Origin of the sequence: Formosa sp. A9, assembly GCF_051200825.1 — a bacterium.
In the GTDB taxonomy this organism is placed as follows: Bacteria; Bacteroidota; Bacteroidia; order Flavobacteriales; family Flavobacteriaceae; genus Formosa.
Window position 1 is genome coordinate 2,000,585 of the sequence record NZ_CP195158.1, and the last position, 14,149, is coordinate 2,014,733.

Annotated in this window: 11 protein-coding genes; 9 read left to right on the forward strand and 2 right to left on the reverse strand. The window is 35.5% G+C overall.

Annotated features, from left to right (window positions below):
- The first annotated feature begins 90 nt into the window (after nt 1–90).
- On the forward strand, nt 91–1,644 hold the full coding sequence (locus ACR9EA_RS09030) for a M28 family peptidase (protein ID WP_435131840.1): 1,554 nt from the start codon (nt 91–93) through the stop codon (nt 1,642–1,644).
- Between the two features lie 716 nt (nt 1,645–2,360).
- Nucleotides 2,361–2,966, forward strand: coding sequence for a hypothetical protein (locus ACR9EA_RS09035; protein ID WP_435131843.1), 606 nt, complete (start codon nt 2,361–2,363; stop codon nt 2,964–2,966).
- Nucleotides 2,967–3,146: 180 nt separating this feature from the next.
- Here ACR9EA_RS09035 and ccsA read toward each other — a convergent pair whose 3' ends face one another.
- Entirely contained in the window at nt 3,147–6,344 is a 3,198-nt protein-coding gene (gene ccsA, locus ACR9EA_RS09040; RefSeq protein WP_435131846.1) for a cytochrome c biogenesis protein CcsA, read from the reverse strand.
- 111 nt (nt 6,345–6,455) lie between these two features.
- Nucleotides 6,456–6,857 (reverse strand): group III truncated hemoglobin, encoded by a 402-nt coding sequence (locus tag ACR9EA_RS09045; RefSeq protein WP_435131849.1) that lies wholly within the window; start codon nt 6,855–6,857, stop codon nt 6,456–6,458.
- A 142-nt stretch (nt 6,858–6,999) separates the two neighbouring features.
- On the opposite strand from ACR9EA_RS09045, the gene ACR9EA_RS09050 reads away from it, so the two are divergent.
- The 7 genes from ACR9EA_RS09050 (at nt 7,000) to ACR9EA_RS09080 (ending at nt 14,139) form a co-directional block, all read left to right on the forward strand.
- Complete coding sequence (locus ACR9EA_RS09050; protein WP_435131852.1) at nt 7,000–7,767, forward strand: Rossmann-like and DUF2520 domain-containing protein; 768 nt, start codon at nt 7,000–7,002, stop codon at nt 7,765–7,767.
- Nucleotides 7,748–8,278 carry a KdsC family phosphatase gene (locus ACR9EA_RS09055; protein WP_435131855.1) on the forward strand — a complete coding sequence of 177 codons (531 nt, stop codon included), beginning with the start codon at nt 7,748–7,750 and terminating at the stop codon, nt 8,276–8,278. Before ACR9EA_RS09050 ends, ACR9EA_RS09055 begins: the two co-directional genes overlap by 20 nt.
- A gap of 1 nt (nt 8,279) precedes the next feature.
- Nucleotides 8,280–9,191: a geranylgeranylglycerol-phosphate geranylgeranyltransferase gene (locus ACR9EA_RS09060; RefSeq protein WP_435131857.1), complete on the forward strand. Its 912-nt coding sequence runs from the start codon at nt 8,280–8,282 to the stop codon at nt 9,189–9,191.
- Nucleotides 9,191–9,808, forward strand: coding sequence for a Maf-like protein (locus ACR9EA_RS09065; RefSeq protein ID WP_435131860.1), 618 nt, complete (start codon nt 9,191–9,193; stop codon nt 9,806–9,808). The genes ACR9EA_RS09060 and ACR9EA_RS09065 overlap by 1 nt, the downstream gene beginning before the upstream one ends.
- Before the next feature lie 51 nt (nt 9,809–9,859).
- Entirely contained in the window at nt 9,860–10,390 is a 531-nt protein-coding gene (locus tag ACR9EA_RS09070) for a mechanosensitive ion channel domain-containing protein (RefSeq protein ID WP_435131862.1), read from the forward strand.
- An 18-nt stretch (nt 10,391–10,408) separates the two neighbouring features.
- A complete protein-coding gene (gene corA, locus ACR9EA_RS09075) occupies nt 10,409–11,485 on the forward strand; it encodes a magnesium/cobalt transporter CorA (RefSeq protein WP_435131865.1) in 1,077 nt (358 codons plus the stop codon).
- A gap of 128 nt (nt 11,486–11,613) precedes the next feature.
- Nucleotides 11,614–14,139, forward strand: coding sequence for a PIG-L family deacetylase (locus tag ACR9EA_RS09080; RefSeq protein ID WP_435131867.1), 2,526 nt, complete (start codon nt 11,614–11,616; stop codon nt 14,137–14,139).
- Nucleotides 14,140–14,149: the final 10 nt, after the last annotated feature.

Genomic DNA, 14,149 nt, shown 5'->3' on the forward strand with positions numbered 1-14,149 from the left:
CCTATAATTTTTTGTTAAAAACAACAAGCAAACAATCAGATGTTTGTGCTTATTTTGTAATATCGCAATCCTAACCCTTAAACGTAATTCATGAAAAAAACATTCATGCTATCTAGTATGGCTGTACTTACATTGGCCTGTAGTACAACCAAAAATGTAAGCACGACTAAGCCAACTGAAATTCACGATGTTAATTTTTACGCCAACACCATCACTTCCGATGAATTAAAAAAAGATCTATACACCTATGCTTCCGATGAATTTGAAGGACGTGAAACAGGAGAAGAAGGTCAGAAAAAAGCTGTAGAGTTTTTAAAACAACGGTATGTCGATTTAGGCATTCCTTCGGCAAAAACAAATGGCGATTATTTTCAAGAAGTGCCTCTAGAAGTTATTAAAACTCCAGAAGTTACATTAAACGTTAACAATACCGATTTTGAATTAATTTCAGATTTTATTTCTGTACTTCCTAGCGCATCAAACACCATAAACACCACAAACATTATTTATGCTGGCTATGGTATAGAAACCGAAAATTATTCCGATTACACCACTTTAGATGTTAAAGACAAAGTCGTTTTGTTTAAAGCTGGAGAGCCTAAAAATACTGACGGCACCTACACCATTTCAGGAACAACAACTACAAGCAAATGGTCTAATTTCAGACAAGAATTCGCTTTAAAGAGAGACCTTGCCAAAAGTAAAGGTGCTAGAGCCATTTTATTTTACGCGCCAGACATTTACGATATGGCTGCCAATCGCTATGGTAAATCGCATGGTAGAATGACGCTTCAAGACAAAGAAGAAGAACTGTTCTTTTTTGTTATAAACACCAAGTTAGCAGAAACCATTTTACCTAGCATACAAACCGAAAGTGCACCTCAAACATTAGCCTCTAACTTCAAGCTAAACTATAAAAAGGTAAGCGAAGATTTTAACTCCGAAAACGTTGCTGCATTTATTAAAGGCTCTGAAAAACCAGACGAAATTATAGTAATATCGGCACATTTAGATCACGAAGGTATTAAAGATGGCGAGGTATATAATGGTGCAGACGACGATGGTTCTGGAACAGTTGCCATTTTAGAAATAGCTGAAGCTTTTAAACAAGCGCAAAACAATAACGAAGGCCCAAAACGTTCTGTTTTATTTTTGCATGTAACAGGCGAAGAAAAGGGACTTTTAGGATCTAGCTACTACGCCGATATCGATCCTATAAAACCTTTAAACAACACTATGGTTGATTTAAATATCGACATGATAGGCAGAACCGATCCTACCAGAAAAAACACCAACAGAAACTATGTGTATTTAATAGGAAGCGATAAACTAAGTACAGACTTACACAACATTTCGGAAGCTGTAAACAAATCGTGTTGTAATATTGAATTGGATTACACTTTTAACGACGATAACGATCCGAACCGCTTTTATTACCGATCGGACCACTACAATTTTGCTAAAAACAATATCCCTGTTATTTTTTATTTTAACGGTACACATGCCGATTACCATAAACCAACAGACACTCCGGATAAGATTGAATACGATTTACTAGAAAACAGAACGCGTTTAATATTTTACACGGCTTGGGAACTGGCTAACCGCGATAATAAAATAGTGGTAGATAAAGCTGTAAAATAACATCATACCAACCAAACATGGAAACTAAACCACTATCGACTAGAAGTCCATAGGTGTGTTACGAGAGAGACTAAAGTCTCTCTTTTTTTTTCTCGACTTATTATAAATTAGAATTATATGAATTGGGGTACTGTGATGCTCCAAATGTATTTACCACTTCATCCGTTATATTACCTGTACATCGAATTCCATGTCTAGTTGCCTAAAACTGTCTAGCCCAATACATTTTTCCTATTTAAAGAAATTCCTGTTGCAATTTTCTCGAACATCTCTCCTTCAACTGTTTCACCAAAAACTAATACTTTGCTTTAGGAAATATTCTATATGATGATAAATACAATCTTAACTTAAGCTCCTTTTAATTTTTCTAATTCTTCTTTAATACAAATCTGAATGAGCAAGTCTCGACAACGCAACTAAAAGTCTCCTTTCAACCCTTTATATCTATACTTCGTTGTCCAAACTATATGACAACTCAATTCCGTTGATATCCTTATATCTTATAAAGATATAATTTTATTTTACTTAAGTGATGTAATGAAATTACAGGGTTTTAGCCACTAATTTGAAATCAATAAAAACCGCATCAATTTTACTTATACAAAAACCTTTCATCTATAAAAAAAAAAAAATAGAAATATGTTAAAATTTACGGTTTTTCCCCAATAGGTTGAAATTTAAAATTGATAAGTTTGATTTTAACTTAAAACTAAATCATGAATAAATTTCGCAACCTAATCATTCTATTAACAATCAGCCTATTATCAATTAATACAAATGCTCAAGACGAAAAAGAAAAAGACGAATTTAGAAATAAAGGTTATTTTAACATCACTCGTTTAAGTTATATCGCCGTATATAATGCCGAACTAGAAACCTACTCGCCTTCTGAAGGTGTTGTGGTAACAGATTTACCGACTAACAAAGCTCACGCTTTTAGCTTACAGACCATAAACGGATACTTTTTCAATCCTTATTTTTCGGCAGGTATTGGTATTGGATTAGATGGTTACAAAAACCCTACTTTTAACACACTTCCCGCTTTTTTAGACCTGAGAGCATATTTTAACGATGGTCTTTCAAGCCCATACTTATACACAAACTTTGGCACCTTAATAAAAATTGAAGGCGGTAAAAACAATGGTACTATTTTTAATTTTGGATTTGGATATAAATTTCCTTTAAATGAAAATAGATTAATATTTGTATCCGATTTGTCGTATAGTTATAAAACTATTAGCAACGATGGATTATCAATCAGAAATTCAGAAAGCTACAGCAGTTTAAAGGGAGCCATGCTAAGTATTGGAATACTTTTTTAACCTGCAATTTCCACTTACAACATAAATAATAAAAAAGCCGTCCAAAAAGTTAATTTCCCGTCAATCTGAATGTATTTCAGATTCTCACAACAACTAATATTCAAGAGTATGAGATTCTGTGTCAAGCACAGAATGACATCGTGATTAACTTTCTGGTCAGCTTTTTATGTTTATCACCTATTATGATGTTTTCTTTTTCCTGTAAAACTTAGCGTATTTGTTGTAAGCAAAAACTGCAATTACAGCAATAATGGCTAAAGTAATTAAGATGAACTTTACACTTACAATTTGATCGCCACTCGCATAAGAATGCAATCCTGCTAGATAAAAATTAACTCCAAAATAAGTCATCATAATACTAGAGAATGCTAAAATAGAAGCCAGATTAAAACCAAATCGACCACGTAATCCAGGCACCAAACGCATATGAATTACAAAAGCGTAAACCATAATACTAATTAAAGCCCAAGTCTCTTTTGGATCCCAGCCCCAATAGCGTCCCCAACTCTCGTTGGCCCACATACCGCCTAGAAAGTTTCCAATGGTTAACATTACCAAACCAACCGTAAGTGCCATTTCGTTAATAACCGTTAACTCTTTTATATTAATAAGCATTTTTTCTTTATTGCCAGCATTGGTAAAAATCATTAAAAACAATACGGTTAACCCTAAAATCATTCCTAATGTAAACGGTCCGTAACTCGCTACAATAACCGCTACATGTATCATTAACCAATAACTATCTAATACAGGTTGTAGGTTGGCAATAGCAGGATCCATCCAATTCCAGTGTGCAACCATCAAAATCATTGACGTTACAAAAGCAGTTGCTGCAATGGTAAGATCGCTTCGTCTGCCAAAAAGCAATCCAAACAACATGGTCGCCCAAGCCACATAAATCATTGATTCGTAAGCATCGCTCCAAGGTGCGTGACCAGAAATATACCATCTAGAAATTAAACCTGCTGTATGCAATACAAACAACACAACAACAATACTTTTTAAAACCGTTACCCCTATGTTAATCGCTTTGTTTTTGCTGTTAAAAATCTGAACGATTAAAACGACAAAAAGTAATGTACCAGCGTACATATACCAACTAAACAGCTTTTTAAAGATATCATACTTATTGTATAGGATTTCGGTTTTCACTTTCTCATCAGACAACATAACGTCGCCTCCATATTCCAACTGGGTTTTATGAAAAGCTTCCAATAACTTATTGGCATCGGAATAATCGCCAGTTCTTTTAGCCTGATTTAAGGTCATTAAGTACGCAGAAAATCCGCTGTTTATAAAATTGGCGTATAACGAATCCTGTACCTTATAAGCACCGTTTCGGTACTCTATAGAAGAAATCCATTTATTGTTTTCGTTATCTGGGATCGGAAAAATTCTTAACGCACGGCCTTCAATCGCATTGTATAATAAATTAACACGTTGGTCGGTTTCTTTAAATTCTTTTTGAAATCCGTTAGGAATTTGCGCTTTGTAAGCTTCCTCTAAATAAGGCGCTAATTTATAATCGCCTCGATCGGTAAAGAAATCGGCCAATGTAGCATATTTTTCAGATTCACTTACTCCAATTAAATGACGAATAGAATCGGCCTTTTTATACTTTAAATGAATGATAGGCACATTGTACCACAACATAGGACTCTCTTGAATAGATAAAAACACCTGATTCGCATCGAAATCTTCATAAGTGTCATATTTACTTAATTTTCGAAGCATTTCCGAAGCATAAGTATTAACAGGCATCATACGACCACCCAAATCCTGAATCACCATATGCCCAAATTTATCGGCATGCGCTTTTGGTGTAATATTCGCTTTTAAAACAGAATCGATTTGCTGCTTACTTGGTCTAACATGCGGCGTGTGGTCGTGATCATGATTGTCTTGAGCAAAACCATTAAAGGCAAAACCAATAAGTAAAACCGATAGAATTTTAGCTTTCTTGGCTTTTAAAGCGTTCAATCGACGTCTTAAATCTCCAAAACGGGTGCCTTTCGCAAATAAAATGGCCAACAAGCCAAAGTACAGTAAAAAGTAACCAATATAAGTAAATAAAGTGCCGTAGTAATCGTGATTAACTGATAGAATTGTTCCTTTTTCATCGGGATCGAACCCAGATTGGAAAAAACGATAACCACGATGGTCTAGAATATGATTCATATAAATTTTATAATCAAAATCACCTTCTTGTTCGTCTATAACCGTAACTTCGCTAGAATATGCCGAATAGTTATTTTCGGTTCCAGGATAACGCTCGGCTTCAAAATCGTTTAGTTTTACACTAAATGGTAATTCTAAAACTTTAGAGCCGTATTTAAACGCAAAATCCAAACCTCCAACTTCAACTTGTTTAAACATGCTATTGGTACCTTTACCACCAAGTAAACCTACGGTTTCTGATTCGCCATTTGTAGTAATTTTTAGAACAACACCATCTTCGTCGTTCTTTAAAATTTCAGATTTTTTCACGATCCCAAACTTTCCTTTAACTACAGGTTTTGGAAATACCATTTGCATGTTACCAATGATATAACGCGAACGTAAAGCCAAAGGTTGTAAACTATCTTTTTCGAGCTTACCCGATGCCATTGTGGCCATGGTTAAATACTCGCCTTCAAAAGGGGAATGAATATAAATACCATCTTCGCGATTATAAATATTTATGGCACCAGGAGTTTCTTTATCTAAAGCCACTAAAATATTGTGAATGCTTTGTACTTCGCCCGATTTTAAAAAGTGGTTATGCGGTTTACCGCCGCCAGCTTCAACCAATTTTAAATAATTTTCGCCATTCTCATCGGGAATTACATCTTCTTCTGCTCCACCAATAAAATCTACCAATTCTATAGTTACAGGTTGCTGATCGTATTTGGTTTCAATTTTAAAATCATTATCTAATCGTGGCGAAAAATCGACTTCGCGCTCTATTGGCAAACGCTGCGGCACGCCATCAATCATATAATCGCCATCAATATAAGCTGTAATGTAGGTCTTTTGCGATAGAAACGTATTTTCGGTTGCACCTTCACGGATAGCCATCATACCTTCAAATCCTACATAACGCGTTATAAAAGCCCCGATAAGAATAAAAATAAAAGATAAATGCAATATTAAAGACGCCCACTTTTCTCGTTTATGAAGACGGTATCTTTTAATATTTCCAAAGAAATTAATTAAGAAAAATACCATAATAGCCTCGAACCACCAGGTATTATAAATTAAATTTCTGGAGTATGGTGTTGGCGATGTTGCTTCGCCAGCATCTAGAAAAGTACCGATGGCCATGGCGCCAGCAAAAACTAAAAATAAAATTGAGGTAATACGGGTAGAAAAAAGAATCTTGGCAAGTTTATTTTGCATAATAAATACTCTTATTTTTAAAGCGTTGCAAATTTAACCTATTTTGTTGGGTTGATGGTTACGTATTAAAAATAATGATTGTTAAAATTAACTTAATTTTAAGATTGCATTTTAAGTCTTATGCTGTCGTGCCATAAAAATATTCATATACAGAAACGTTCCCATTTTACGCGCTCTTTGCTTAGCATTCTCGGCTATTTCGCCTTCAAAAAGCGCATTAACGGTTTGTACCCAAATTGTTAACCACAATCCAAAATGCTCTTGCGTTATGCTATGGTTTTGTGCTTCATCTACTTTAATATGAGCCTCTAACGGGTTACCGTAATACCGGGTTTTTAAAAATAAACTTGACTCCCAAAATGTTGTCAATTTTTCAATGTGTTCTGACCAATCATTTATCATAGTATTAAAAAAAGGCCCTAAAATCTCGTCTTCTCTAATCCGACTGTAAAAAGTAGATACTAATGTATGCACATCGTCTCGGGTTGTAATATCCTGCTTTTTAGAACACATGATTCAGTTTTTTAGATAAACACAAAGATAATTTAAATTCGCTTACCAGTTTTTGCAGCTAACGCTTTACAATCCTAAATGTTTGTGTTTAAAATTGAGGTTAGCGTTCTGTAATTAGGTCTAAATATAGTATTTTAGCCAAATGATTTCAGTTGTTTTACTTGGCGCTGGTAATGTTGCCACACATTTATATAAAGCTTTTAAGTCTTCAGATTCTGTTACTGTATCGCAATGGTACAACAGACATTTAAGCAGTATTTCGACTTACCAAAATGAGGTTGCTATTACCGATACACTTTCAGAATTAAAACCAGCAGATATTTATATAATTGCTGTAAGCGATGACGCTGTTGCGCAAATTTCGGAAGCTTTACCGTTTAAAGATCGCTTGGTTGTTCACACTGCAGGCGCAGTAAGTGCATACGATTTAAGCAAAAACAACAGACGCGGTGTACTTTATCCGTTACAGAGTTTTACTAAAGATGCCGAAATGGATTTTAAAAATGTACCGCTATGTCTTGAAACTTTAGACAAAGCAGATTTTAAGATTCTTAAAGATTTAGCTGAAGCAATAGGAAGCCCGTCTTATAAAATATCGAGCGAACAACGCAAAAGACTTCATTTGGCGGCAGTATTTGCTAACAATTTCACCAACCAACTCTACCGAATTACTCACGAAATTACCGAAGACAACCTTATAGATTTCGACATTTTAAGACCGCTTATTTTAGAAACCGCAAAAAAAGTGCAGCACATGTCGCCCTATATGGCACAAACCGGCCCAGCGGTTCGACGCGATAAAAAAACCATTAAAAAGCATTTAAAATTAATAGAAAATCCGCATCACAAAGCGATTTACCAACTGCTAACCGACTCAATTGCATACACCCATGGAAGAAAAAAGTTATAAAGAATATTTAGAACACATTACTACGTTTATTTTTGATGTAGACGGCGTTTTAACCGACGGCACCGTAACGGTAACAACCTCTGGAGAAATGTTAAGAACCATGAACGTTAAAGACGGTTATGCCATTAAAACTGCAATAGATGCCGGATTTAAAATGTGTATTATTTCTGGAGGCTCTAACGAAGGTGTTCGCAAGCGTTTAGAAGGTCTTGGTGTAACCGACATTTTTTTAGGAGCTCATAATAAAATTGATCAGTTAGATGCATTTTTAGCCAAATACGATGTTAAAACCGAAAATGTACTGTATATGGGCGATGATATTCCAGATTATCCTGTAATGTTAATTGTTGGATTGCCAACCTGCCCTCAGGATGCTGTTCCTGAAATTAAAAACATCTCTAAATACGTGTCTCATAAAAACGGAGGAAAAGGTGCCGTGAGGGATGTCATAGAACAAGTTATGAAGGTTCAAGGAAAATGGAGCGGCAATTTTGACGCCCAATACGACTAGAATGCGGTTTTTAAACCTCGTTCGCTGGCCTAATCTGTTACTCATTATTATTGCGCAATGCCTGATTAGGTTTGCCCTCTTCCCTAGCTTTAATGCACAAACAGCCTTAAACCTTTGGCAATTTTTTTTGTTAGTGGGGTCGACTGTAACATTGGCTGCTGCAGGCAATATAATTAATGATATTTATGATGTACAAACCGACAGCATCAACAAACCGAATCGGGTTATTGTAAATTCGTTGGTTTCGGAATCTTTTGCTTACAATGTATTTATTGTTTTAAATGTTATTGGAGTCGGCCTAGGGTTTTACCTTTCGCATGCGATTAACAAACCCGCTTACTTTTCAATTTTTGTAATCATTTCCGCGACGTTGTACATGTATGCTTCGTATTTAAAAGGAATAGCCCTTATTGGAAATGTAGTTATTGCAATACTTGTTGCGCTGACTTTAATTATTGTCGGTTTATTTGATCTTATTCCTGCTATAACCATTTATAATCAAAATATACAACGCGGCGTATTTCAAATTATACTAGCTTATGCTGGGGTGGCGTTTTTATTGAACCTTAGCCGAGAAATTATTAAAGACATAGAAGACATTAATGGTGATTATACTTCGGGATTCCAAACGCTTCCTATTTTAATAGGTAGACAGCGTACCGCTATAGTAGCTTCATTTTTTTGTATTACAGCATTGGGGCTAATTGTTTATTATGTGGTTAGTCAGTTATACAACCAACCTATTGCAGTAGTTTATTATACTTTTTTTATAATTGGTCCTTTAATTTATATTGTTATTCAACTTTTTACAGCCAAATCTGTTAAAAACTATAAGCATATAAGTCGGCTATTAAAACTTGTTATGTTAACAGGTTTATTATCTTTATGTCTTTACCCTTTAAATCTTTGCTGATGCTTCACGACAACTTAAAGAATTACAATATTATTTTAGCTTCTGGATCGCCAAGACGACAACAATTTTTTAAAGACTTAGGATTAGATTTTTCCATCCGATTAAAACCAGTTGAAGAAATTTATCCAAAGAGATTAAACCATTTTGAAATCAGCGATTATCTTGCCCAGCTTAAAGCACTCCCTTTTAAAGAAGAATTACAAGCAAACGACATTTTAATAACCAGCGACACTATTGTTTGGCATAACAACAAGGCTTTAGGAAAACCAAAAACAGAACAGGAAGCATTGTCCATGTTACAATCCTTAAGCAACAACACGCACGAGGTTATTACATCGGTATGTTTTACGTCTAAAACTTACGAAAAAACCTTACATGCCATTACTAAAGTTACATTTAAAGCACTAACAGACCAAGAAATTAATTACTATATAAACACCTATAAACCTTTCGATAAAGCAGGAGCTTACGGCATACAGGAATGGATAGGTTATATTGGCGTTACCCAAATAGAAGGCTCCTATTTTAACGTTGTTGGCTTACCCGTTCATGATGTTTACAAGGTTTTAAACGATATTGTCTCGAAAACCAGTTCAAATTATTCTGAAAAAAATTAGATAAATTTTTACAAATTCTTACAGTATCTTTGTACTTCAATTACGCTATTTATGTTTTTAGAATCGTATGCCTCGCAAATAATTGCGACATTAATCTTATTAATTATACTCATTACTATCAGGCAAGTTATTGTTGTTTTAGTAAAAAAAATCGGACGAAAAAGCGGCATTAACGAAGCACGTATTCATCTTATACAACGCTACTCTACGGTTACTCTTTTTTTAATAGGCTTATTATTTTTTTCGTTCATATTGGGTGCTAAACCAGAAGATTTAGCCTTAGTATTTTCGTCGGTTTTTGCAGTAATTGGTATTGCTCTATTTGCCATATGGTCTATTTTGAGCAATATTACTTCTGGTGTTATTATGTTTTTTTCTTTTCCGTATAAAGTTGGCGATAAAATAAGTATACACGACAAAGATTTTCCTATTGAGGCTGTAATAGAGGACATTCGCGCCTTTCAATTACATTTAAGATTAGACAATGGTAATTTAGTAACCTACCCGAACAATCTTATTTTACAAAAAGCTGTAACTTTAGTTCAAAAAGATGCTATAGACGATGGCCACGATGCCGTTTAATTAGCAATTATGTAAACTATGCCTAAAAAACATCGCTCTAAAAAAAGTAAGCAAAAACCAGGGTTATCGCCCGGAACAGTAGTGTATACAGGACAAAAGGAAACTCAAAAACTCTTTATTGAGGCCTTTAACTACAGCCCCAACCATAGCTCGGAAAAAGAATTACTCGCTATTGAAGATGCTTACGCTTACAAATCGGAACGAGATACTGAGGTAACATGGATTAATATTAACGGATTAAACCACACCAATGCTATCGAAAAAATTGGGGAGCATTACAATATTCATCCGCTTATATTAGAAGATATCGCCAACACGTCTCAACGTCCTAAAATGGATGAGTTTAACGATTACATCTCTATCAACATGAAAATGCTTTATTACGATAAAGACAAAGGGTTAATCTCGGAGCAAATCAGTTTAATATTGGGCCATAATTACGTGTTAACCTTTCAAGAAGCCGAAGGCGATGTTTTTGATGAGTTACGAGAACGCATAAGACACGGCAAAGGACGCATCAGAACTATGGGCTCCGATTATCTGTTTTATGCATTAATAGATAGTATTGTAGACCATTATTACGTAATAATAGAGACTTTAGGCGATAAAATTGAAGAGCTAGAAGACAACCTCTTTAATGGTACTGCTAAAGATAATATACCCACGCAAATACAAGATTTAAAGCGTGAAATCCTTAGAGTTCGCCGCTCCATATTTCCGCTAAGGGATATTATCAACCGCATCGAAAAAAACGAACACCCGCTAATAGACACCAAAACCCTACCCTTCTTTCAAGACGTTTACGACCATACCACACAAGTAAACGAGAATACCGAAGTATATCGCGAAATGGTTTGGGGACTAATGGATATGTACATGACAACTTTAAGTAACAAAATGAACGAAGTGGTTAAGGTACTCACCATCATGTCTACTGTGTTTATCCCGCTGACTTTTATAGCCGGAATTTACGGCATGAACTTCGACCACATGCCAGAACTCCACCACCAATACAGCTACCCTATTTTACTGATAATCATGATTGTTATGGTGGCCTTCATGATTTACTACTTTAAAAGAAAACGATGGCTATAACAGGCACAATCGTTTTATTATAAGTTATGTGTTTTTGAAGGTTTAAAGTTAAAGAAACCTTAAATCCCTTTAAAAGCCAAGGCTACTGTTTATATTTGAAACTCAAGTCAAAATTCAAACTTGTTTTAATGAAAAAACAACTCCTCTCCTTACTTTTTTGTTTGGTTATCGTACCATTATTTCACGCACAACAACCTCAAAAACCAAATGCTTCAGAAATATATCAGTCCGTAAAAAAACTTAATTTTTTAGGCTCTGTGTTATATTTAGCGGCACATCCAGACGACGAGAATACCAAGCTAATTTCGTATATGGCCAACGAGGTAAAAGCCCGAACAGCTTATTTATCTTTAACGCGTGGCGATGGCGGGCAAAACTTAATAGGTCCAGAAATTCGCGAACTTTTAGGTGTTATCCGTACCGAAGAATTATTAGCGGCAAGACGTACCGATGGTGGCGAACAGTTTTTTACAAGAGCTAACGATTTTGGCTACTCCAAACATCCAGACGAAACTTTAACCATTTGGAATAAAGACGACGTATTACGCGATGTGGTGTTAACCATCAGAAAATTTCAACCCGATATTATTATCAATCGTTTTGACCACCGAACACCAGGCACGACACACGGCCACCATACCAGTTCGGCCATGTTAAGTGTTGAAGCTTTTAACTTAACCAACAATGCCTCGGTATATCCAGATCAATTAAAATCTGTTAACACCTGGCAACCTAAGCGTTTATTTTATAACACGTCGTGGTGGCGATATGGTTCTCAAGAAGCATTTGACAAAGTAGATAAAAGTAACTTTTTAAGCATAGATACAGGTGTTTATTTTCCGTCAAGCGGACTCTCAAACACCGAAATTTCTGCATTAAGCCGAAGTCAACATAAATCCCAAGGCTTTGGTAATACAGGAACACGTGGTTCGGAATTGGAATACATTGAACTCATTGAAGGTGATATGCCTAAACATCCTGACAATATTTTTGACGGAATAGACACTAGCTGGAATCGTGTAAAAGGCGGCAAAGCCGTAGGTAAGGTTTTGGCAGAAGTTGAAGCTGAATACGATTTTAAAAATCCCGCAGCAAGCATTTCTAAACTAGTAAAAGCGTATCATTTAATTCAGCAAATAGAAGACAAGCATTGGAAAACCATTAAAACCAGAGATATTAAACAGGTTATTTTGGCTTGTGCTGGTTTGTATCTAGAAGCAACAGCAACTAATAATTGGGCTACACCAAACGAACAAGTGCATTTAAATCTGGAACTTATTAATAGAAGCAATGCAAATATTAAACTTCAAAATTACACTTTACCAAATCAGGTTTCAGTGAACAAAAATCTAGCACTTGCCAACAATACTAAATTCCAATTTTCCGAAAACTATTCGGTAGCTTCAACTGCAAAAACAACCACGCCGTATTGGCTAACCGAAAGCAGTAGTTTAGGCATGTATACCGTTAACGACCAATCGTTAATTGGCTTACCAGAAACGCCAAGAAGCGAAATGGTTACCTTCCATATAAATATTGAAAACATAACGATTCCTTTTACAAAACCTATTGTTTACAAAACCAACGATCCTGTAAAAGGTGAAGTTTATAAACCCTTCGAAATTATTCCTGAAGCCGCAGTACAAATGGCCGAACCCGTGGTTATTTTCGAAAACAACACGCCTAAACGCGTGGCTGTAATGGTAAAGGCAGGTCATGATAATCTTGAAGGCACTCTTAAGCTAAACACACCAGATGCTTGGCAAATTAGCCCAAAACAACAAACCGTAAACATAAGGCATAAAGGAGAAACTAAACTGCTTTGGTTTACCGTAACACCTCCAGAGCAACAAAATGAAGTTTCTATTTCTCCAACTATAAGCGTTAACGGACGTAACTACAACAACGCTTTAATAGAAATTGATTACGACCATATTCCTTTTCAAACAGTACTAATGCCAAGCAACAGCAAATGGGTACGTTTAAATATCATTAAAAAAGGCGAAAACATTGGTTATATAGCAGGTGCTGGCGATGTAGTTCCAGAAAGTCTAAGACAAATAGGTTATAATGTTGCGGTTATACAACCCGAGCAAATTACAGCAAGTAACTTAGCGCGGTTCGATGCTGTTGTTGTTGGTATAAGAGCATATAACACGGTTGAAGATTTACGATACAAACAGCAAACTTTATTCGATTATGTGCAGAACGGAGGCAATTTAATTGTGCAATACAATACAAGTCATAGATTAAAGGTAGAATCTTTAGCACCTTATACTTTAGAATTGTCTAGAGACCGTGTAACAGACGAAAATGCCGAAGTTAAATTTTTAAATCCAACACATCCTATTTTAAATACACCAAATAAAATTACGACACATGATTTTGAAGGATGGACTCAAGAACGCGGTTTATATTTTCCAAATACATGGGGCGACGAATTTACCCCTATATTAGGGATGAACGACAAAGGTGAAACCGAAAAAGACGGCAGCCTTTTAGTTGCCCAATATGGCAAAGGATATTACATCTATACCGGATTGAGTTTCTTTAGAGAATTTCCTGCAGGTGTTTCTGGTGCCTACCGCCTATTCGCCAATATGTTGTCGTTAGGAAAAGAAAACATTGTAACCCAACCTAAATTGAACGATTAGTATGGCAAAA